The sequence below is a fragment of the Amycolatopsis samaneae genome (assembly GCF_039541975.1).
In the GTDB taxonomy this organism is placed as follows: Bacteria; Actinomycetota; Actinomycetes; order Mycobacteriales; family Pseudonocardiaceae; genus Amycolatopsis; species Amycolatopsis samaneae.
In genome coordinates this window covers 181,988-204,204 of record NZ_BAABHG010000008.1, presented here as the reverse complement: position 1 = coordinate 204,204, position 22,217 = coordinate 181,988, and the positions used below count along the sequence as shown (strand labels likewise).

The 22,217-nt window shown below is 70.2% G+C and carries 17 protein-coding genes; 4 read left to right on the top strand and 13 right to left on the bottom strand.

Going from position 1 to position 22,217, the window contains the following annotated elements:
- Positions 1-32: 32 nt before the first annotated feature.
- The 5 genes from ABD987_RS22295 to rplM form a co-directional block, all read right to left on the bottom strand.
- Entirely contained in the window at positions 33-2,516 is a 2,484-nt protein-coding gene (locus tag ABD987_RS22295; RefSeq protein WP_345396777.1) for a hypothetical protein, read from the bottom strand.
- Positions 2,516-2,824, bottom strand: a complete 309-nt coding sequence (locus ABD987_RS22290; protein ID WP_345397507.1) for a hypothetical protein — start codon at positions 2,822-2,824, stop codon at positions 2,516-2,518. Before ABD987_RS22290 ends, ABD987_RS22295 begins: the two co-directional genes overlap by 1 nt.
- A 151-nt stretch (positions 2,825-2,975) precedes the next feature.
- Positions 2,976-4,310, bottom strand: coding sequence for a phosphoglucosamine mutase (gene glmM, locus ABD987_RS22285; protein ID WP_345396774.1), 1,335 nt, complete (start codon positions 4,308-4,310; stop codon positions 2,976-2,978).
- A 258-nt stretch (positions 4,311-4,568) separates the two neighbouring features.
- The gene (rpsI, locus tag ABD987_RS22280; protein ID WP_345396771.1) at positions 4,569-5,063 is read right to left on the bottom strand and encodes a 30S ribosomal protein S9; all 495 of its coding nucleotides are present in this window, start codon (positions 5,061-5,063) and stop codon (positions 4,569-4,571) included.
- Positions 5,064-5,077: 14 nt separating this feature from the next.
- Entirely contained in the window at positions 5,078-5,530 is a 453-nt protein-coding gene (rplM, locus tag ABD987_RS22275) for a 50S ribosomal protein L13 (protein ID WP_345396768.1), read from the bottom strand.
- Between the two features lie 274 nt (positions 5,531-5,804).
- Here rplM and ABD987_RS22270 point away from each other — a divergent pair, with 274 nt between their 5' ends.
- Positions 5,805-6,695: a hypothetical protein gene (locus ABD987_RS22270; protein ID WP_345396765.1), complete on the top strand. Its 891-nt coding sequence runs from the start codon at positions 5,805-5,807 to the stop codon at positions 6,693-6,695.
- Positions 6,696-6,743: 48 nt separating this feature from the next.
- Complete coding sequence (locus ABD987_RS22265; RefSeq protein ID WP_345396761.1) at positions 6,744-7,463, top strand: DUF4333 domain-containing protein; 720 nt, start codon at positions 6,744-6,746, stop codon at positions 7,461-7,463.
- An 87-nt stretch (positions 7,464-7,550) separates the two neighbouring features.
- Here ABD987_RS22265 and ABD987_RS22260 read toward each other — a convergent pair whose 3' ends face one another.
- The 5 genes from ABD987_RS22260 to eccCa form a co-directional block, all read right to left on the bottom strand.
- Entirely contained in the window at positions 7,551-7,838 is a 288-nt protein-coding gene (locus ABD987_RS22260; protein ID WP_345396758.1) for a WXG100 family type VII secretion target, read from the bottom strand.
- A gap of 56 nt (positions 7,839-7,894) precedes the next feature.
- Entirely contained in the window at positions 7,895-8,215 is a 321-nt protein-coding gene (locus ABD987_RS22255) for a WXG100 family type VII secretion target (protein WP_345396755.1), read from the bottom strand.
- Between the two features lie 254 nt (positions 8,216-8,469).
- Positions 8,470-8,841: a hypothetical protein gene (locus tag ABD987_RS22250; RefSeq protein ID WP_345396752.1), complete on the bottom strand. Its 372-nt coding sequence runs from the start codon at positions 8,839-8,841 to the stop codon at positions 8,470-8,472.
- Positions 8,842-8,853: 12 nt separating this feature from the next.
- Positions 8,854-10,890, bottom strand: a complete 2,037-nt coding sequence (locus tag ABD987_RS22245; RefSeq protein ID WP_345396749.1) for a type VII secretion-associated protein — start codon at positions 10,888-10,890, stop codon at positions 8,854-8,856.
- A gap of 43 nt (positions 10,891-10,933) precedes the next feature.
- Complete coding sequence (eccCa, locus tag ABD987_RS22240; protein ID WP_345396747.1) at positions 10,934-14,947, bottom strand: type VII secretion protein EccCa; 4,014 nt, start codon at positions 14,945-14,947, stop codon at positions 10,934-10,936.
- Between the two features lie 564 nt (positions 14,948-15,511).
- Here eccCa and eccD point away from each other — a divergent pair.
- Positions 15,512-16,876, top strand: a complete 1,365-nt coding sequence (gene eccD / locus ABD987_RS22235; protein ID WP_345396745.1) for a type VII secretion integral membrane protein EccD — start codon at positions 15,512-15,514, stop codon at positions 16,874-16,876.
- A gap of 26 nt (positions 16,877-16,902) precedes the next feature.
- Positions 16,903-18,555, top strand: a complete 1,653-nt coding sequence (locus tag ABD987_RS22230; protein WP_345396742.1) for a type VII secretion-associated serine protease mycosin — start codon at positions 16,903-16,905, stop codon at positions 18,553-18,555.
- 245 nt (positions 18,556-18,800) lie between these two features.
- Here ABD987_RS22230 and ABD987_RS22225 read toward each other — a convergent pair whose 3' ends face one another.
- The 3 genes from ABD987_RS22225 to eccB form a co-directional block, all read right to left on the bottom strand.
- Positions 18,801-19,922, bottom strand: coding sequence for a WXG100 family type VII secretion target (locus ABD987_RS22225; RefSeq protein WP_425551089.1), 1,122 nt, complete (start codon positions 19,920-19,922; stop codon positions 18,801-18,803).
- Positions 19,923-19,930: 8 nt separating this feature from the next.
- Positions 19,931-20,245: a hypothetical protein gene (locus tag ABD987_RS22220; RefSeq protein ID WP_345396736.1), complete on the bottom strand. Its 315-nt coding sequence runs from the start codon at positions 20,243-20,245 to the stop codon at positions 19,931-19,933.
- 70 nt (positions 20,246-20,315) lie between these two features.
- Positions 20,316-21,968, bottom strand: a complete 1,653-nt coding sequence (eccB, locus tag ABD987_RS22215) for a type VII secretion protein EccB (protein ID WP_345396733.1) — start codon at positions 21,966-21,968, stop codon at positions 20,316-20,318.
- Positions 21,969-22,217: the final 249 nt, after the last annotated feature.

Genomic DNA, 22,217 nt, shown 5'->3' with positions numbered 1-22,217 from the left:
AGTCCGTCCTCCCCATCACCGCGGCGATCGCGCTATCGGGAACCGATCACACCATCGTCGTCGATCGACCCGCTGATCCGGTCCCCCGTCGGTGCCGTCTCGAACAACCCGCCGTCGAGGCGGTAGCCGCCGGACGAGCGCTGCTGGTCCTCGCCACCCCCGGCCGAACCACCGCCAGTCCCGCCACCCGGCATTCCGCCGCCCAGCATGCCCATGGACGCCGGCATCGGCTGAGCACCGTCCGGCGCGGAGCCGAGTCCCGTCTCCGTCGGCATCCCGGAACCACCCCCGGCCGTGCCCGCCGGATCGGACGTCTGGCCGAGACCGTTGTCCGGCCGCACCCCGACACCGTCGTGACTGTCCGACAGATCCGAAATGGACTGGGCGGTCGTGGCCTCGCCCGACGCCGTCGCGGCGTGACCCGCATCGGCCGAAGACGCGGCGGGCACCGGAGCGGCTGGGGCCGCGTCGGTCGCGCCACCACCGGCACCACCGTCGGTCACCACCGGGTGGCGGCCCCCGGCCGCGCCGTCCGCCAGGTCACCGCGGCCATGCTCGACGCCCGGTGCCTCGTGCCGGGGAGCGGGCTGGGCAGGACCATCCGGCTGCGCGCCGGGGCCCGCGGCGGCGGGATGCCTGCCCACGGCGTCGGCCGGGCCGTCTTCACCGAGGGTGTACCTGGCCGGCTGGCCGGAACCGTCGTCGACGGTGACCACCGTCGCCCCTTCGGGACCGTCCGGACGCTCGGCGGTGAGCTTGAGGTTCCCGTCCTCGATGTGGATCTTTCCGTCCGGCCCCGGCCGGTACGCCTGGCCCGCGGCCTCCGGCTGCTGTTGCTGGGCCAGGCGCGCCGCCGTGTCGTGGTGGACGGCGCCCGCCGGCCCCTCCGGCGGCCCGTGCCGCTTGCCGTCCCCGAAGTCCAGTTCGTAGTCCTTGTGCCCGGCTCCGTTGTCGACGCCGATCCCCATCCTGCCGTTCTGGCCGGGTTCGGCCAGGGAGATCCGGTGGTCACCCTGCTGGACGGTCACCGTCTCCGGCTTGTCCACATCGGACTTGAGCGCCGCGCCGGTCCTCGGGTCGATCGGATAGGGCTTGCCGGTTCCGGGGTCCACTTCGAGTGGCTGGTGGGTGACGGGGTTGGTGTCCTGCGCCGGCGCCTCGGGCGGCTTGGGCAACTCCGGCGGCTTCGGCGGCTTCGGCATTTCCGGCGGTTTCGGCATGGGACCGACTTCCGCCTGCGCACCGGTGTCCCCACCACCGCCGAAGTTCTTCTCGCCACCACCGGTGACCCGCACTCCGCCGGTCTCGGGCTTCTTTCCCTCTCCGGTCTGTTTCCCGAGATCGGCGTACGGATTCTCGGCGACATTCCCGAGCGACTCGAAGTACTTTCCCCACGCGCCATTGACCGCGTTACGGGTATTGGCACAGACCAGCTGGAAGTTCTCGATGTGCTTACCGAACCACGCGACGAAGATCTCGGCGAGCCATTTCTTCGCCTGGGGCGTGATGACCTGGTCGATCGTGCTCTGGTCCAGGTTTCCCCAGTCGTCGTTGAACGCGTTCTTGGCGTCGATGCTCAGAAACCGGATGCAGTGCTTGATGTCGTTCTGACTGCAACTGCCGTCCGCGATACGGATGATGCGCTCGATGTCCTGGGCGGTCGCTTCACCGACCTTGTCGGTGTACCACTTCTGCAGCCAGCCCACCTTGTCCTGACAGAACCGGGCGATCGAACCGAGCACCCGCAACTGGCCCTCACTGGCGGCCTTGAACGCCTCCGCGACGAGTTTGTTCTTCTCCGAGTAGGCCTTCTGGTATTCACGGGCCTGATCCGCCGCGTCCCCTTCCCAGGTACCGAGCGAATTCCGCAGTTTTCCCGCGACATCCTTCGACGAGTTGTCGACGGCGGCGCCGACCGCCGCCAGCTCGTCGGCGCCGGCCTTGAACAGAGCGAACGGGATGTTGTCCTGCTCGTGGTAAAGGCGCCTCAGTTCGGTGATCGAGACGACCGCCCCGCCGGCGTCCGCGGCGCGCACGGCGGCGACGTACAGCGGATGGAAAACCTCGTAAACCTTGAAGGCCGAGAGCCCCCGGTCGAAGATTTCCTTCGAGTTGGCACACCCGGGATCGGTTTCGGTGGCCCGCCCGGCGATCGCCTGTGTCCGCGCGGCGTCGTCGTTCAGCGCCTTGCGATCGTTGTCGCGAGCGCCTTGCCGACTGCGGTCGTACTTCTCCTTCGCGTCCTTGTAGGCGCTTTTGACGTCGTTGACTCCTTTACCCGGCGCACTGTGCGCCCCTGCGGAGTAACGTCCCAGATATGCCGAGAAATCACCCATGGCCCCGTAATCGGGGAAGCCGCACTTCTGGGGGTCGGCTTGGACGATGAAGCTGTTGTAGTCGGCGGCGAGCTTTTGTTTCGCCGTCCGATCCACATTCGGGTCGTCGAGGATCTGCCTGACTTCGGCGGGGCTGGGGAGGTCGTAACCATTGTCGCTGCCGACGCCTGCCAGCCCCATCAGCGCTTCCTCACTTCTGCGGCGGTCTCGTCCTCATTCGACTGGTAGAGGTTCTTCGACGCCGCCAGCTTCCGGCCGAACTCGTCCGAAGCCGCCAGATAACCGCGCGCACTCTTGACCAGCTTGTGGATGCCCTCGGAATAGCCCTTGAAGCACTCCTTGTGCGCCGCCCCGAAACTGTCCGGGGTCAGCACGACCTGTTCGACCACCGCGATCGGCTGCTCGCAGGCCTGCCTGGGCAGGTCCTCCAATGCCTTCGCCGCCTCGTTCAGCTGAGCCGGATCGACCTTGTGGCCGTTGCCCGCCATCACGCCCCCTCACCCTGAGCATCCGCGTCCGTCCCCTACTGGGACGCGGCGAATGCCCGTTCGGTGCCACCTCCCGCCTACGCAATGTACCGGGCAGGTAACGCAGGCGCAGTAAGTCGGCCGGATCACCCGGCGACGGCACGGCGGGAAGCTACGAGGCCGCGGACACCACTCCGGCGAGGCGGTCGGCCGCGGCCTGGGCGGTGGACTGCGCGGGGGCTTCGACCATCACGCGGACGAGCTGTTCGGTACCCGACGGGCGCAGCAGCACCCGACCTTCCTCGCCGAGCTCGGCTTCGACGGCGCCGACGGCGTCGCGCACGGCAGCCGAACCGGCGACCGCGGCCTTGTCCGCGACGGGCACGTTGACCAGCACCTGCGGCAGGCGGTTCATGACCGCGGCCAGCTCGGCCAGCGGCTTGCCGGTCGCGGCCACGCGGCTCATCAGACGCAGCGCGGTGAGCAGGCCGTCGCCGGTGGTGGCGTGCGTGGGCAGCACGACGTGCCCCGACTGCTCGCCGCCGAGCGCGAATCCGCTGGCCCGCAGCTCCTCGAGCACGTACCGGTCGCCGACCGCGGTGGTGACCACGTTGATGCCGTGCGCGCGCATGGCCAGGTGGAGGCCGAGGTTGCTCATCACGGTCGCGACCAGCGTGTCCTTGGTCAGCTCACCGGACTCGGCCAGTGCCAGCGCGAGGACGGCCATGATCTGGTCGCCGTCGATCAGCTCGCCCCGCGCGTCCACCGCGACGCAGCGGTCGGCGTCACCGTCGTGGGCGATGCCCAGGTCGGCACCGTGTTCCACGACGGCGGCGCGCAGCAGCTCAGGGTGGTTGGAGCCGCAGTGCTCGTTGATGTTGATGCCGTCCGGTTCGGCGTGCAGCGCGACGACCTCGGCGCCGGCGCGGCGGTACACCTCGGGGGCGGCGGCCGACGAAGCGCCGTTCGCGCAGTCGACGACGACCTTCAGGCCGGCGAGCGGGTGCGGGGTCGCCGCGACGAGGTGGTCGGCGTAGCGGTCGAGCGCGTCCGGGACGTCGGTGACCCGGCCGACACCGACGCCGGTCGGACGTGTCGCCTGCGTGGCGAGACCGGCCTCGATCTCGTCCTCGATGCCGTCGGGGAGTTTGTGGCCGCCCGCGGCGAAGAGCTTGATGCCGTTGTCCGGCATGGGGTTGTGCGAGGCGGAGATCATCACGCCGAGGTCGGCACCGAGCGCGCCGACGAGGTGGGCGACGGCGGGCGTGGGCAGGACGCCCACACGGCGGACGTCGGCGCCCGCGGAAGCGAGGCCGGCGACGACCGCGGCCTCGAGCATCTCGCCGCTGGCACGCGGGTCCCGTCCGACGACGGCCACCGGGCGGTGGGAGCGGTCGTGGGCGGCGAGCACGCGCGCCGCGCTGGCCGCCAGCGAGAGGGCGAGCTCCGGGGTCAGGTCAGCGTTGGCGAGACCCCGCACGCCGTCGGTACCGAATAGGCGAGCCATCTGTCGACCTCCATGTGCGACCAACCACGAGACAAGGTAGCCCCCTCACCTCGCCGCTCCGTTCCGGGGCCCGAGTGCGTTTAGCCCGCTAAACGCACTCCGCCGGGCCGCGCCAAGTGCGTTTAGCCCGCTAAACGCGCTCGGCCGGGGCGGGCGGGTGGTGAGGTGGGGATGCAGGGGCGGGCGGCCCCGGAAAACACGGGAGCGCCCATCCGATGGACGGATGGGCGCTCCCGTGGGTTGCGCCTGGGGCGCGAATCAGCGCTTGCTGTACTGCGGGGCCTTACGGGCCTTCTTGAGGCCGTACTTCTTCCGCTCCGTGGCGCGCGCGTCACGGGTCAGGAAGCCGGCCTTCTTCAGGGCCGGGCGGTCATCGGCGTCGACCTCGACCAGCGCACGGGCAATCGCGAGGCGCAGCGCGCCCGCCTGGCCCGAGATCCCGCCACCGTGCAGGTTGGCGAAGATGTCGAAGGAGTCCGGCTTCTCCACCGTCACCAGGGGCTCACGGATGAGCTGCTGGTGCACCTTGTTGGGGAAGTACTCCTCGAGGGTGCGGCCGTTGAGCTTGAACACGCCGGTACCGGGAACGACGCGCACCCGGACGACGGCCTCCTTGCGGCGGCCGACGGTCTGGGCGTTGCCACCGGCGGCACGCGAGGGACGCGGCGTGGCCGGCGTCTCGCTCGTGGCGACGGCCTCGTCGACCGCGGGAGTCTCGGTGACCGCGGGGGTCTCGGTCTCGGTGCTGGTCACAGACTGTTCCTCACTCACTGCGCGACCTGCGCGATCTTGGTGATCTCGCGCGCCTGCGGCGACTGCGCGGCGTGCGGGTGCTCCGGGCCGGCGTAGACCTTGAGCTTCTTCGCCTGCGCGCGGCCGAGCTTGTTCTTCGGCAGCATGCCCTTGACGACCTTTTCGACAAGGTGCTCGGGCTTGGTGTCGAGCAGTTCACCGAACGAGCGCTTGCGCAGACCGCCGGGGTAGCCACTGTGCCGGTACGCGAACTTCTGCTCGCGCTTGTTACCGGTGAGGGCGACCTTCTCGGCGTTGACGATGATGACGAAGTCACCGGTGTCCACGTGCGGGGCGTAGGTCGGCTTGTGCTTGCCGCGCAGCAGCGTGGCGACCTCGGTCGCGAGCCGGCCGAGCACGACATCCTCGGCGTCGATCACGTGCCAGGCACGAGTGACGTCGCCGGGCTTGGGGCTGTACGTGGGCAAGGGTCTACCTCGTCGTCAACATTGCGTGTGGGTTCTGTGCGGGCCTAGCGCTTACGCGCCGCAGCGCACAACGACATATGAAGATACCCGCACGCCCGGCGCACCTACACAGCGGGGGTCGCTCCAGCCTCGCATACTAAGGTCCCGGCTGGGCGAACGCAGCAGAACTCTACCGACCGGACCTCGCGAACCGCCCGCACCGCCGTCCGCGACACGCGAGAATGAGACGATCCGGATGCACCCGGAGCGGGTGGACTCGAGCAGGGGAACGGCGATGAGGAAACGGCCAACGACGATCATCTGCGCGCTGGGCGCCGTGCTGGTGCTGGCCACCGCGTGCGGCCAGGCCCGCGCGGGCACGGCGCTGCCCAAGGGGGACGACGCCGCGGCGTACGTCGGCGGCAAGTTCGAGGCCGCCATGAACAAGCTCCAGGACGTGATCGACAACCAGCGCGACGTCACCACGTCCTCGGACAACTACTTCCGCTTCGACGAGAAGTACGCGCACAGCCTCATCACCGCGGCCCGCACCGGCTCGCCGGAGAGCCGGGTCGTGCACAACCGCTCGCAGAAGAATCCCGACGATGTCCTCGACACGTTCACCCCCGCCGACGGCCCCGTCGAGTACATGTACCTCGGCCCGGCGTTCAAGGCGGCCGCCCCGACTTCGTGGGTGTCGATGGCCAAGTCGGAGGTCGGGCAGCAGCTCAAGTGCGGGTTCGCCGGGGTCTACACCGCCTGCAAGATGGCCGACGCCGTCGCGATGTCCGCCAACGCGGACAAGAAGACGGTGAAGGGCGCGAAGGTCGGCCGGGACGGCAAGACCGAGCTCACCGCCGACGTGACCTTCGACGCGTTCCTCACCCGCCCGGTGGAACAGCTCCCCGAGTCGATCAAGAGCCAGATCACCCCCGAACTGCGCAAGGCCGTCATCCCGACCAAGATCCTGCTCAACCCGGACGGGACCCTCGACCAGATCGTCATGGAGGCCAAGTTCGAGGGCAGCGGTCACAAGGTCGAGCTGCGGTACGACTTCCGGTTCACCGGAAAGGCCAGCGCGCAGGACCTGCCCAAGCTGCCCGACCCCGCACAGGTCACCGCGCTCCCGGACAGGGCGGCGAAGGACGCGCTGTGGGCGAAGATCGCCGAAGCGAGGGGCAACTGACGTGGCCGACGACGTGAAGACCGACCGCGCGCCCCGAGGGGATCTCCGATGAACCAGCCGTCCGACCCGCAGTGGTGGCAGCCGAACGCCGGCGGCGCGCAGCAGCCGTGGCAGCCCGAGCAGCAGGCCACCGGCCCGCACGCCGGGCAGTGGCAGCAGCAGAACGCCGAACCCGGCGCGTCCACCGGCTCCTACACCGGGCAGTGGCAGCAGGCATCGCAGCCCGGTGGCACCGGCTCCTTCTCCGGACCGTGGCAGCAGCCTCCCGCGCCGCAGTCGCCGGCACCACAGTCCCCGGCGGCACAGCCCGGCCGGCAGTGGCAGCCCCAGCAGGCACCGGCCCCCGAGGCGGGCTCCGGCACGCCACCGCGGGGCCAGCAGTTCGGCGGCGGTTTCCAGCCTTCGCAATACGGGGGTCTCGGTGCCTTTTCGGCCGAGGACGGCGAGAAGCCGGAACGGTCGAAGAAACCGTTGCTGTTCGGCGGGATCGCCGTACTCGTGATCGTGGCCGGCGGGGTCGCCGCCTGGCTGCTCGGCGCGTTCCGCGGTGACGTCCTCGACCAGAAGTCCCTTCAGGACGGCGTGACGCGGGTGCTGAACGAGAGCTACGGCGAACCCGACGTCCAGAACGTGCAGTGCCCGGCGAACCAGGTCGCCGACAACGGCACCACCTTCGACTGCACTCTGCAGATCGGCGGCCAGCCGAAGAAGGTGACCGTGCGGGTGCTCAACGACAAGCCGGAGTACGAGGTCGGCGCTCCGCACTGAGGCTGATTTTTCCTTGTCCCCCAACGGAAACGGCGGGCCCGCACCGAAAGGTGCCGGGCCCGCCGTGGTTATCCGGGGCGGGGTAGCTCAGAACAGGTCCTTGACGCCCTGCTCGGTGCCCTGGTAGCCGTCCGCGATCTGCGGCAGCGCGGTGGCGATCTGCGCCAGAACCTGCTTGAGGTCCTCGAACTTCTGGTCCCAGACGCGCTGCGCCTCGTCGTACTGGGTGCGCGCGGCGCCTTCCCAGTCGTGGGTCAGCGGACGCAGGTCGTCCTTCAGCTTGTCGAACGCGGCCTGCAGTTCCTTGCCGGTCGAGTTGCAGTCGTCCGCCGCGGCGTTGATGACGCCATAATCGACAACGATGCCGTCAGCCATGGTGCACTCCCTTTATTGCCGAAAAGAATGTGGGTGGAAAGGTCAAGAGGTGGTACTCAGCCGAGAACGTCGAAGCCCTTGTTCACGGCGCTCATGATCTCCGACTGCTGCTCTTCCGAGCGCTTGTACTTGGAACCGGCTTCCTGGAGCAGGTTCGCGATGTTCTGCAGGGACTGGTTGATCCCCCGGCCGTCCTCGTCGAAGCGCTGCATCACCTTGTCGAAGGCCTTCTGCGCGTCACCCTGCCAGCCGGCGCGAGTGGCCTCGATGCGGTCGCGCAGCGTCGACAGGTTCTGGTCCATCGCGACGCGCACCTCGGTGACGCGCTGCTCGGCCTGGGTGAACTGCTCCGGAGTTCCCTTGAAACCGCCAGCCATGGGAGCTACCCCCTTCGTTAGTGGTTGTCCGCACTAGGTCGTGTTTGTTTGTACGGACCTACGACGGAGACATTGCCATGTCCGGTTCCCCTGTGTCGCCGTTTGCCCGCAAGTAGTTGCTTGAGTGAACGCCGGGGGTGGGAACCCGTCGCCCGCGGTATTCCACCGGCTTGCGCCATGGTCCGGCTTTTCCCCGAAAAGGTGACCTCCACCAGGTGACTTAACATACGCACAGTGGTCATGTGCGCCTTCGTTCACTGATCACGGATCATGATTCGCGACTCGGAAAAGTCCGCTTCCTCCTCGACGGGAGGCTGCCTGCGTGCCGGGGACGGCGCCGGTTCCGGCTTCGGGGGAACCAGTTCGGCCGCCGCCGGAAGCTGCGGAACCGGCAGTCCCCTGGCGGCGCGGAAACGTTTCGCGGCCCCGCGCAGCGCGCCCGGTGTGGGATCGGTGGCCCGGCCCGCGAGCCTGCCGCGGCCGAACTGTTTGATCAGCGCCGCGTTCTCCCCGCGATGACGCTCGTTGCGCGCGAGGGCGTCACCCGCGACGCGGCGGGCGTAGGTCACCGCGTCCTGCCCCGCACGGGTGAAGGCCGCGGCGGCGGTCTCGGGTTCGGACGGCACGAGGCCCTCCTTTCAGTTGACGACCTCGAGCGTGCGGACGACCTGCTCGCAGGCCGCGCTTACCCGCTGCTGGAACGCGGGCGCGCCGTACTGGCAGCCGACGTGCACCCGGATGCGGCCCTGGGCGACGACATACCAGTACACCTTCGCCTGAGCCTTGGTCTCCTGATAGGCGATCACCGGACGGCCGGCGTAGGAGGCGTTGGGGTCGTATCCGCTGTACCGCTCGGGGTAGCGGGCGGCCGATCCGCGCAACTCCTCGACGAGCTGCTGGCGGTCGGCAGTGGCGTCGTAGTTCATGACGTACTCCTGGGCGACCACGAGGTCGGCGCCCGTCAGGGAGTCCTGGGGGTGGATGACGACCTGCTTCTCGCCGACCCGGTCCTCGGTCTGGTCCCAGCCCGGCGGCGCGATGAAGCGGTAGTCGTACTGGGCGCGAGTGCGTCCCGCGGGCTTGTCGTCCGCGCCGCCCTTGGTCAGCAGCACGACGCCGGTGGCTCCCAGCGCCACGACCACCACGGCCGCGACGATCCAGAGCAGCTTGGCCCGCTTCGAGCGCCCTGCTCGCTCCGTCCGCTTGTCCGCACTTCCGTGCTCCGGCGCCGACTGTCCCCACGGCGCCGCCGGCTGACCGCGGGGCGGCGAAGGCGGCGGCCCCTGGCGCGCCGCGTTTAGCGGGCTAAACGCACTCGGCGCGGGCCGGGCGGGGTAGCCGGGGGGTGGCTCCACCTGCCGGGGCGGGGTGACGCGTGGGTCGCCGGGACGCGGCGGAGGCGCGGCGGGGCGGGGCGCCTCGCCGGGGCGGACGACCTCGGTGCGGTGCTCGACCGTGGGTGCGCCGCCGGGCACGGCGCCGAGCCGGGCCATGGCGGAGCCCGGCAGCGAACCGGTGCGATCGGGGTCGACGAGCACCGCGCGGAGCGCGCCCCGCGCGACGACCGTCTCCGGCTGGTCCAGGCTCGTCGGCACGAGGCTGGTCCGCTCGTGCACCAGCCGCGAGATCATCGGGATCCGGCTCGACCCGCCGACCAGGAAAATCCCGGTCAGCTGTTTCGGCCGCAGCCCGGCGTCGGCGATGGCGGCGCTCGTCAGCTCCACCGCGCGCCCGAGCGGCGCGCCGATCAGCCGTTCGAGGTCCTCGCGCGTGACATGGGCGTCCGCGAACGGCGGCGGCATCGGGACGTCGGTGTAGGCGTGCCGGGACAGCGTCTCCTTGGCGCCGCGGACGTCCTGCCGGAGCACGCGCCTGCGGCGCCGGTCCGCGAGTTCGCGGCCTTCGACCAGTTGCCGCCAGGCGTCCGGGTCGGCCGACGAGACGAGCGAGCCGACGTGTTCGAGCAGCGCCTGGTCGATGTCCGCGCCGCCAAAACTCGGGTCCCCCCTGGTCGCCAGCACCTGGAACCCGCCCCGCTGCGGGCGCCCCGGTGCGTTTAGCCCGCTAAACGCACCGGGCGGGGTGGTGCGGGTGACGACGCTGACGTCGACGGTGCCGCCCCCGAGGTCGAGGACGGCCAGCGTGTCGCCGGGGCGCCCGCTGAACTCGACCGTGCGATCGGACTTCAGTTCCGCGGGGGCGAACGTCGCGGCGTGGTACACGGCCGCCGCGACCGGCTCCGGGACGAGGGCGACCTCCTGGGCCAGCCGCCCCGCCGCCTGGCGCAGCAACCGGGTCCTGATCGCGCCCCAGTCGGCGGGATGGGTGAGGACCAGCAGATCGACCTCGGCCTCACCGGCCAGTCTGCGCGCCTCGGTCACCGCGCGCGCCAGCACGGCGTGCACCACGTCGGTCACCCGGAGCACCTGCTCGCCGAGCAGCAGATCGCCCTCGTCGATGCGGCGCTTCGGATGCGGTTCGTAGCGCGACGGGTCGACCGCGGCCTGCCGCTCCGCCTCCTGCCCGACGAACAACGTGCCGTCGGGTGCCGCGTAGACGGCCGAGGACATGAGCGGCTGACCGTCGATCACCGCGACCTGCGGTTCGCGCCCGTTCACGGAAGCGACGACACAGGTACTCGATGTCCCGAAGTCCACCGCTACCCGTAACGTCACCAGCCACTCCCGCAGATCGTCGTTCCCCTGTTCTTCGCGCGGGTCACTCCGGCGGGATCCACGAGACCTGGATCAGCTGCTTGCCCCACTTGCGGGTGAGCATGTTGCCCCGGCCGGGAGGCATCGGGCCCGCCTTGATGTTGCCCACCAGGGTGCCCTCGTCCTTCGAGCCGTTCATGACCATGCCCGGCGCCGACAGTTCCTTCAGCTTGCCGAGGATCGGGTCGTACATCGCCCGGCCGGCACCACCGGTACGGCGGACGACGATGACGTGCAGGCCGACGTCCTTCGCCTGTGCGAGGAACTCCGACAGCGGCTTGAGCGGGTTGCTGCTCTGCGTCGCCACCAGGTCGTAGTCGTCGACGAGGATGAACAGCTCGGGGCCGGTCCACCAGGAGCGGTTCTTCAGCTGCTCCTGCGTGACGTCCGGGCCGGGCAGCCGCCGCGTCATCGACCCGTAGACGTCCTTGACCATGCTGTCCAGCTGGGTGGCCGACACCGCGTAGCCGAGCAGTGAGTCCCCGCTGAGGAACCCGAGCATCGTGCGCCGGTAGTCGACCAGCAGCATGACGGCTTCCTTCGGCGAGTAGCGCTCGGAGATACCGCGCGCGATCTGCCGGAGCAGGTTCGTCTTGCCCGATTCGCCGTCCGCGAACGCGTAGAAGTGCGGCTCCGCGTCGAAGTCGAGATAGATCGGCTGGAGGTCCTCCTCGTTGACGCCGATCGGCACGAGCTTCGTCGCGCGCTTGCTGTCCAGCCGGAGCACGTCGTCGTAGGTGATCATCTCCGGCAGCAGGCGGACCTGCGGCGCCGGACGGCCCCGCCAGGCACCCTTGATCTTCGCGACCGCGTCGGCGACACCGGCGGCGATCGTCTCCGGATCGCTGGAGCCGTCGATGCGCGGGAGCCCGGTGAGCATGTGCAGCTTCTCGCGGGTCATCCCGCGTCCTGGCCGCCCGGCCGGGACGTTCACCGCGGCCCGGCGGTCCACTTCGGACTCGCTCGGGTCACCGAGGCGCAGCTCGAACCGGGTACCGAGCATGTCCTTGATCGCCGGGCGGATGTCGGCCCACCGGTTGGCGCCCACCACGACGTGCACGCCGTAGGACAGACCCTGCATCGCGAGCCGGGTGATCGAGCTTTCCAGCTCCTCGAAGTCCTCTCGCAGCGCCTTCCAGCCGTCGACCACGAGGAACGCGTCACCGAAGGCGTCCTGCTCCGGCTTGATCTCGCCGCGGCGCTTGCGGTTGCGGAACTCCGTCATCGAGTCGATGCCCATGGCGGCGAACCGGCCCTCCCGCTCGGTGAGCAGGGTGGTCAGCTCGGCGACGATCCGGCGGGCCTTGTCCGGCTCGCGCCGCGCCACCGCGACACCACCGACATGCGGCAGGTCCGCGAGCCCGCCGAGCGTGCCGCCACCGAGGTCGAGGCAGTAGAACTGGACCTCTTCCGGCGTGTGCGTCAACGCCATCGACATGATCAGCGTCCGCAGCATCGTCGACTTGCCCGACTGCGGGCCGCCGACGACCAGGCCGTGCCCGGCGGCACCGGAAAAGTCCGCCCACAGGCCGTCACGCCGCTGCTCGTACGGCCGGTCGACGATGCCGAGCGGGACCTGGAGCCTGCCGTTGCCGAAGAAGCCGACCGGGGACAGGCCACGGTCGTCGGTCGGGTTGAGGTTCGGCAGCAGCGTGTCGAGCGAGTTCGGCTCCTTCAGCGGCGGCAGCCACACCTCGTGCGCCGGCGGGCCCTGGCCGACCAGCCGCCCGACGATGACGTCGAGCTCGCTCGGCTCGACCGCCTCCTCCGACTGGCGTTCCTGCTTCGGTGCCTCTTCCTCGATCTGCTGCGGCTCCGGCTCCTTCGGCAGTTCGACGAAGTCCGGGACGAACAGCTGCGGGCGCTTGTCCGCCCGCACGACCGTCGCCGCGGGCCCCGCGGCCTTGATCCCGGCGGGACGGTACGGGCCCGAGACATAGGACGCCTTGAACCGCACCAGCGTCGAGGTGTCGTACTTGAGGTACCCGCCACCGGGGACCGACGGCAGCTCGAACGCGTCCGGCACGCCGATCGCCGCGCGGGACTCCGCCGCGGAGAACGTCTTCAGGCCGATCCGGTAGGAAAGGTGGGAGTCGAGCCCGCGGAGCTTTCCTTCTTCCAGCCGCTGCGAGGCGAGCAGCATGTGCATCTGCAGCGATCGGCCCAGCCGGCCGATGGCGACGAACAGGTCGATGAAGTCCGGTTTCGCCGCCAGCAGCTCGGAGAACTCGTCACAGACGATGAAGAGCGCGGGCAGGGGGTCGAGGTCGGCGCCGTTTTCCCTGGCCTTCTCGTATTCCCAGACGTTCTTGAAGTTACCGCCGTTCTTCAGCGCCTCCTGGCGCCGGTTCATCTCACCGGCCAGCGCGTCCTTCATCCGGTCGACCAGCGTGACCTCGTCGGCGAGGTTGGTGATGACCGCGGACACGTGCGGTGCCTTGTCCAGGCCGAGGAACGTCGCGCCACCCTTGAAGTCGACCAGGACGAAGTTGAGCGTGCTGGACGAGTGCGTCGCGAGCATGCCGAGCACCAGCGTCCGGAGGAACTCGGACTTACCGGAACCGGTCGCGCCGATGCACAGGCCGTGCGGCCCCATCCCCTCGGCCGCCGCCTCCTTGATGTCCAGCTCGACCGGCTGGCCGTACTCGCCGACCCCGAACGGCACGCGGTAGCGGTCGCGGATCGGACGGGGGCGCCACGCCTGCTGGACGTCGAAGGTCATCGGGTCGCCCGGGATGCCGAGCAGTTCGAGCAGCGACGGGTTGGACAGCAGCGGTTCCTCGTCACCCACGTCCTGGCCGGCGGAACCGCCGACGCGGTACGGCGCGATGAGGCGGGCCACCGCCTCGGACTCGACCACCGAGAGGCGGTCCGGGCGGCCGAACCACTCGACACCGCCCGCGCTGCGGGCACCGAGCCGGGTCTCCTCCACGACCAGCCGGAGGCCGCGGCGGGCGGCGAGGTTGCCGGTGGAGTCGGACAGGTCGATCAGCGTGACGCCGACCAAGCCCTCCTCCAGGATGATCTGCTCCTCACGGGTGACCTCCGCGTCGTCGACGATGATCACGACGTGCGGCTGGTCGGGCGCCGGGGTGGCGTTGCGGGAGAAGCGCTGGCGGTCCCGTAGCTCCTCGTCGAGCCACTGTTCGATCTGCGCGAGCGAACCGGCCATCATGCGGAGCTGGCCGATGCCGTCGGCCAGCGTCGGGTGCTGCACGTGCGGCAGCCACTTCGCCCATTCCCACTCGGCCTTCGCGCGGCCCGCGGTGGCGACGGCGATCAGGACGTCGTCGGGGCTGTGGAACGTGACCAGCTGGCAGAGCAGGGCCCGGGTCAGCGAGCGGGTCAGCGCGCGGTCGCCCTGCATGCTGACCGCGGCGAACCCGCGCAGGGTGATCTGCGTCGGCAGGTCGGGGACGATCGAGTGCGCGCGCACGAACCGGCGCAGCGCGAGGGTGGCGATCGGCTCCAGCTCGTCGACCGGGCCGGTCTGCGGCGGTACCAGCCGCGTCGCGAGCCGGTGCGAGCTGCGGCCGACGCGCAGGTGCAGGAAGTCCTGGTCGTTCTGGCGGCGCTCCCACATCCGGCGGCTGGCCGCGAGCGACCACAGCGACTGCGGGTCGGGGTGCACCCACTCGAGGGCGGCGCGCTGGTCGACCATCGCCTCGCGGGCGCGGTCACGCATCTGGCCGAGGTAGCGGAGGTAGTCCTTGCGGTCCTCGTCCATCTCGGCCTTCTTGGCCCCGCCGCCCTTGCCGCCACCGCCGGCCATCATGCCGACGGTGCCCATGACCATCATGCCGCCCATCATGAGCATCATCGGGTTCTTGCCACCCGCGGTGAACATGAAGACCATCATGCCCAGCGAGGCCACGATCATGACCGCGGGCAGCAGCTTCATCACGATGTTGCCGGGGATGGTGCGGGGCACCTCCGGTGGCGGTTCAAGGTGCACCTCGCCGCCCGGCGGGCGCGGCGCGGCCAGCCGTGGCGACTTCTTGAACTGCAGCGTGCTCATCGAAGGACCCCTCTTCAAACTCGACGATGGCGGCCACCGTTTTGTGCGCCCAGGTGCGCGGAACAACCTATCGAACGTCGGGCGGGAAATCCGGCCAATGCCAGGAACGGCCGGAGACCTCAATGATCGACTCGATGAGCTTGCCCGCCGAGTGTAGGGGGAGGCACCGACACCAGCGACCGAACCCGCTGCCCACCCCACCCCGGCGCCAAGCGCGTTTAGCGGGCTAAACGCACTCGCCCGGCCGCCCCGGAGCGCGTTTAGCGGGCTAACTGCACTCGGGGCCGCGCCGATCGCCCCATGCGCACCGCTCCGTCTCCCCCGCCCCCGGTGGCCACGTCGACCTGGGGCCGAGTGCGTTTAGCGGGCTAAACGCGCTCGGCGGCGAGGTCAGGGGCACGGCGGTCGACGCGCTGGACCGGCCCCGCGCAGGCATACTTTTGCCGGTCAATTTCGGACAGTCGATGAAAACGGCACCCGGGTTCGGTATAAGTTCCCCCCGGGAGCAGTCTCATCAGAGCGGGGGCACCAGCAGTGGCGACGGGCACGACAGTTTTCAGCAGGGTGACGGTGGTGGCACCACGCACCCGGATCGACGTCGCGCTGCCCGCCGACGTCGCGGTGGCCGACTTGCTGCCCATGCTGCTGGACATGGCCAAGGAAACGACGCCGGACGGCGGCGCCCGCCACGGTGGCTGGGCACTGGCCAAGCTCGGCGACGCGCCGCTCGACCCCAGCCGCACGCTCGCCTCGCTCGGCGTCGTCGACGGCGAGCTGCTGCAGCTGCGCAAGCGCAACGAGAACCCGCCTCCCCCGCTGTACGACGACGTCGTCGACGCGATCGCCGAGTCCTCACCGGACAGCTTCCGGCCGTGGACAAAGGAGACCGCTCGCCGGTTCGGCCACGTCGCGGGCGGTATCGCGCTGGTCGCCGCCGCCCTCGCGCTGTTCCTGAGCGGTTCGTTCTACGGCGGCAGCGCGCTCGCCGCCGCGATCGCGGGCGGTATCGGCGCGATCGCGTGCGTCGCGGTCGGCGCGACGCTGGCCAAGGCCTACCAGGCCGAGGCGACCGGCGTCCTCGTCGCCGCCGCGGGTGGCCTGCCGCTGGCCTTCGTCAGCGGGTTCTACATCGTGCCGGGCCTGTCACTACGGGCGAATCTGCTGCTGGCCTGCGCGCTCGTTCTCATCGTCGCGTCCGTCTGCATTCTCGTCATCGGCGCCGGGATCACGACGTTCATCGCGGCCGCGACCGTGGGCGCCTTCGGCGCCCTGGCCTTCCTCTTCGGCACGTTCATCGCGCACCCGATCCCCGGCATCGCCGCCGGGACCGCGGCCGTCGCGCTCGCCTGCATCTCGATCCTGCCGAGGGCGACGATCTGGCTGGCGAAACTCCCGCTGCCGCACGTCCCCGGCAGCGCGGAGGAGCTGAAGGAGGACTCGGGCTTCCCCGACTACCGCGCCATCGAGCGGCGGACGGCGGTCGCGCACAACTACATGACCGGGCTCATGGTCGGCTGCGGTGTCACCACGGCGATCTCCGCGATCATCGCCTCGACCGCGCCGGGTCCCTTCGGGATCATCCTCGGCGTCGTCGCCAGCCTCGTCCTGCTGCTGCGCGCCCGGGCCTACGCCAACGGCAGCCAGGCGATCGCCCTGCTCACGACCGGCATGGTGTCCGCGGCGGGCATCCTGCTCGGCTGGATCTGGACGGCCACCCCGCAGTCGCGCGTGCTGTACATCTTCGGCGCGCTGATCCTGGTGGCCGCGGGTTCGCTGGTGGTCGGTGTGATCTTCCCGAACCAGCGGTTCTCCCCGCCGCTGCGGCGGACGGTGGAGATCATCGAGGCGATCTGCATCGCCACGGTGCTCCCGCTCGCACTCGGCGTCATGGACCTTTACACCACGCTGCGTCACCTCAACTTCAAGTGACGTCGACCCGATCGGATGATGTTCAGATGGTGGTAGCGCGGAACGACGGCCAGCCGCGCCGACGGTTCGGCCGCGCCGGGCGGACCGCGACGGTCGCACTCGTGGCGAGCATCGGGGCGCTCTCCCCGATGATGGCGATCCCGGTGTGGGCGCAGCAGCCCAGCGTGCCACCGGCCTCGGGCGGTTACTACGCGGCGCCTCCGCCGGTCGACCCGTCGGCTCTGCCCGCCGACTCGGGCAAGCCGGACGAGAACTACGTCCAGACGAAGCAGTGCGTGCAGCGCAGCCTCGGCAAGAACATCGTTCCCAAGAACCGGCCGTGGGGCCAGGAGTACCTGCAGATCGACAAGCTGCACGAGATCGTGAAGGCCGCCGCGCAGGATCACAGTGTCGGCGGCGGGCAGAAGGTCGCGGTGATCGACACCGGCGTCACCAAGCACCCCTGGCTGAAGAGTGTGGAAAGCGGCGGCGACTACGTCGCGAACCCGAAGAACGGCGTGGCGCCCGGCCTCGAAGACTGCGACGGCCACGGCACCGAGGTGGCGGGGATCATCGCCGCGAACACCCCGGAGGACATCGGGTTCAAGGGTGTCGCCCCGGACGCGACGATCCTGTCGATCCGGCAGTCCAGCCAGAACTACGGCAAGGACACCAAGGCGTCCGCTCCGTCCTCCCCTCCCGCGTCCCCACCGGCTTCGTCGGGCGCGCCGCCGTCGTCGGGTGGCGCTTCGAAGTCACAGCTCCCGCCTTCGAACGGCGGTGGCAGTGGCCAGGGCGTGCTGCCGGGCGACGCGACCTGGCCCGAGCAGAAGGGCACCGGCCGCGAGCAGGAGGCCGCCGGTACCGCCGGGAAGCTGACGACGCTGGCGCAGGCCGTGGTGCGCGCGGTGAACCAGAAGGCCACCGTGATCAACATGTCGGTCGACAACTGCCGCACCTCGGACGGGCGCATCTCCGACGGGGAACGCCAGCTGCAGGCCGCCGTGCACTACGCGGTGCAGCACAACGTGGTCGTGGTCGCGGCCGCGGGCAACACCACCGACACCTGCCTGCAGAACGACCAGACGAACCCGAACCAGCCGCGGTCGATCGTCACGCCGCCGTGGTTCTCCGAAGACGTGATTTCCGTGGCCGCGATCGACGTCACCGGTGGCGTCGCGAACTTCAGTGTCAACGGCCCGTGGACCACCGTCGCGGCGCCGGGCACGGACATCATTTCGCTGGATCCGGCAGCCGGCTCCGGAGGCCTCGCCAACCTGACGATCGAGGGCAACGGCGAGCCGGCCGCGATCCAGGGCACGAGCTTCGCGGCGCCCTACGTCGCCGGGGTGGCGGCGCTGGTACGGGCGAAGTACCCGCAGCTGGACGCCAAGGCGGTGATGCGGCGGATCGTCAACACCGCGCAGCGGCCCGCGGCGCCGGGCGGGCACGACAACTTCGTCGGCCACGGCGTGATCGACCCGATGGCCGCGCTCACCGCGAGCGTGTCGTCCGAGGAAGGTGTGCCGTCCGTGCGGCCCGTCCAGCAGGTCGCGACCCTGCCGCCGGCCAACAACCGTGACGAGTCCGCGATCATCATCGCGCTGGCGGGCACCGGCGGCGGGCTGGTGGCGCTGCTGATCACCCTGTTCGTCATGCACACCATCCGGCGCAACCGCTCCGGCGGCGCGAACCGGTAGGTCCGCCGACCGCGGTCGGCAGGCCACCGGCGTCAGTCATCTCCCCGCGTATCGCGAACCGACGACCGAGAGCGGCGCCGAACCGCCATGCGGTCCAGTGCGCCCGGTCGCCCTGTCCGCCATGGACACCGCCCGATGTGACCGCTCCGGCCGCCCGGGCCCGCGAGCGCGTTTAGCCCGCTAAATGCGCTCGCCGTGCCAGCGCCGAGTGCGTTTAGCGGGCTAAACGCACTCGGGGCCGCAGGCTACTTCGGTGGTGGGGGTTTCGGAGTCGGCTTGGGCTCCTCCTCGCCGATCACCGGCGGGACGACCTGGGCGGGCTCGCCGAAGACGTCCGAGACCTTGGCGGCGGACCGCTGCTTCGGCTGGCGCTGTTTCGCGCCGCCGCCCGCCCCCATGCCGCCGAGTCCCATCGGCACCATCGGCATCCCCATGGTGTTGTGCCCCGGTTCCGCGCTCGGCGCAGCGGGCGCCGGGCCGAGTGCCGTCACCCCGGCCCCGGTGGACTGTCCCTGCTCGATCGCCTGGTCCCGGGCACCGGTGTGCCGCCCTTCCGCCCCGTCGTGCGCGGCCGACGGCGTTGTGGAACCCGCGTCGGATCCACCGGTCCGAGCCTGCGGTGCAGGCTGGGCCTCGGCGGCCGGGCCGCCGTCGGCGTCGTGCAGCCGGAAGCGTTCCTGCGGGTATCGATGCGCGATCTCGATGCTGCGAGACGCGACGTCCGGGTCATCGACGCCGTCGCAAAGGCGCCCGAACGCCTCCATGACGTCACGCGCGGCCTCATACAGGGCCTTCGCAGTCTGCTGTGCCTCCTGTACCTGGGCGCGGGTCCGCGTGGTGCCGCCGACCGGGAGCAGCGCCGACTCGGACGCGACCTCGGCCGTGTCGACCAGCACTTCGGCCAGATCGACGACGATGTGCCGCACGGCCGAGACAAGCTCGTCCAGCGCGCCCGCGAGTGTGGACAGCGCGTCCCCGACGTCACCCCCGGCCGCCCCAACCTCACCCATGTAGGTGATAAAAGCGTCGGCGTCCGCACCCGACCAGCCCGCGTCCAGCCGTCCGAGGTCATCGGCGAGCTGATCGGACACCGCGCCGGCCGCGCCGGCTGCCTGGCGTAGTCCGTCGGCCTCGGCGCCGAGTACGTCCCACTGGCCGACCAACGGACGGAAGTAGGCCTCCACCGGATCGATCAGGCCCAGCTCGTCGGCCAGTTCCGACAGGAACGCCAGATACGGCCCCGCCGCCACCTCGATCTCCGCGGCTCCGCCGAGCGCGTTTAGCCCGCTAAACGCACTCGGCCGGGACGGGAGTGCACTGGCCAGGGGATGGGCGATGGACTCGGTGGCGCCTTCGCGTTCGGACATCATCGGGCTCAGAGCTCCCCGGCCCGCTTGATCAGTTCCGCGGACTCCGCGTCCCGATCGGCGTGCCGGGAGGTCACCCGATGCAACGCCTCGGCCGCCGAGTGCAGCGCGGCCGCACCGGCCACGAGCTGCTGCCGGAGTGCCTCGATCGCGCGGCCGTAGGACTCCCCCACCCCCAGCTGCGCACCGAGGCCTCCGAACGCCTCCGGCGCGACCGCGTCCGTGCCGAACTCACCCACGGCGGAATCCAACCGCCCCGCGGCGCCGTCCACCTTCCTGGCGTACTCGGCGACGACGACCTCGTCGATCTTCACTCCGGCCATCGCATTCCTCCGCTCGCCGATGGTGCCCGAGCGTGTGACGTCCCGCCGGGAGGACCGGTTCCGGCCCCGGCTATCCGGCGGGCTGCGGTGTCGCCGAGGGGTAGGAACCCGCGTTGGGATCGATCGGCACCGTGTCGAACTCCCTCAGCACGTTCTGGGTGTTCAGCGACGCGCCCGGCGGGAGCAACCCGATGATCGACTCGGGCGCGGGGAGCCGGTTGTTGAGGCCGATGGCGTCCGCGGTCTTGGTGTCGGGGACGCCGTACCGGATGCCCCGGTCGGAGATGAGCTGGATGGGCCCCTTGCCGAAGGTGGCCTTCGTCGTGGCCGACTGCACCACCGCGGCGAACCCCGGCTGCATGTAGAAACCGGTGATCGGCAGCCCGTTGGGGCCGGGCGTGGTCATCCGGATCGCGGTGGACGTGCCGTTCGGGTTCTTCGGCCCCGGCAGCTGGTTGCCGACGAACACGCTGGTGTGCGCGTCCTGGTTGGCGCCCTCGCCCACCAGCGACCAGCCAAGGCAGGCGACCGGGGAGTTCTTCGTGGCGTCGAGCACGGTCGGCACCGAGCTCGGGAAGTCGTCGACGGCCAGGTAACCCTGGTCACCGGGCTGCAGCTGCTTGACGGTGCGGGTCTTGTCCAGGCCGAGCTGCATCACCCTGCCGGAGTCGCCATTGTTCGCCGTCCGCATGATGTCCGCCACGACCGGCGACACCTTCTGGATGCCGTTCTGCACGATGGCCCAGTACTCCATGGGCGCGCCGGCGGGCGCGGTGGAGAAGACGTCGCCGACGCTCAAGCCGTCGAAGTCTGCGGGCGCTCGGCCGTTCTTGCCCGCGACAGCCGGTGCCGCCAGCCGCGAGACCTCGGGAATCGCGTTGAGCAGGGCCTGCGAGACCTTGCGCCCCTTCGCCGGCAGGTGGAGCGCGGCCATGACCGGGGTGCCGGGGCTCAGGTCGACCTCGGCGCGCACGGTGTTGGTGTTGGGCCGGTTCGGGTTCGACGGCACGCGGTAGATCAGGTAGCTCTTGCCGTTGTCGGCGGTCGCCAGCAGCGCCTGGTCGACGCCGAGTTCGGTGCCGAGCCGGTCGACCCCGGCGAACACCGTGGTGTCGGTCTGGTTGATGCTGTCCGGCTGCGGCAGCTGCGGGTTCAGCTTGACCTCGTCGCAGACGGCCCAGTTTGCGGAAATCCGCTGCGTGGCCGACGGGATCAGCTGCGGCCCGTCGGGGATGCCGGTGAGCTTGCCCCGCGGGATGTCCTTCAGCTGTTCGTCCGAGACGACCGTCGCGTCGACGACGTTCGGCGCCGCGCCACCCGGTGCCGCGGGCTGCCCGGCCGACGCCGGGGCGGCCTGACCGCCCGACGACTGCTTCTGCTGCTGTTGCTGCTGCGCGATGATCAGCAGCCGCGCCGAAGCGAGGTTGAAGGTGGGGATCAGCTTTTTCGGATTCCCCATGACGACATACACGGTGCCGGACTGCTGGCCGATGACGATCTTGCCCGCTTCGGGCACCGCCGGCGCCGGGCTCAGCAGGCCCCAGACGATGAAGACGATCATGCCCAGCGCGCCGAGCACGACTCCCACGATCGTGGCCCGCGTGTGGGTCCGCATCGGGTCGTGCAGCATCACCGCGTCCCGCCGGACCAGCGCGGATTGCATGCGGCGGAGGACGAACTGATAAGCCTGAACCTGAGACTTAGTCGTGGGTGTTGATGGCATTCTCGACCTACAGTCCTCCCCGTCGCGGTACGGTTCCGCAGGATAGCCGTACGGGGACCGTCTGGTGTGGGGTTTCTACCAACTCAAACCAGGGTCAGGCACCTCGGGATCGGCTTTCCGGGTACGCAGCACGCACGAGGGGAAGAGAAAGCGCGGATGTCCGTCAACACTCCTCCACGTCCGCCTGGCCCACCACCAGGGTCACCACCACCGGGCCGTCCCCCGGGGCCGCCGCCGCGGCCGGGGAGA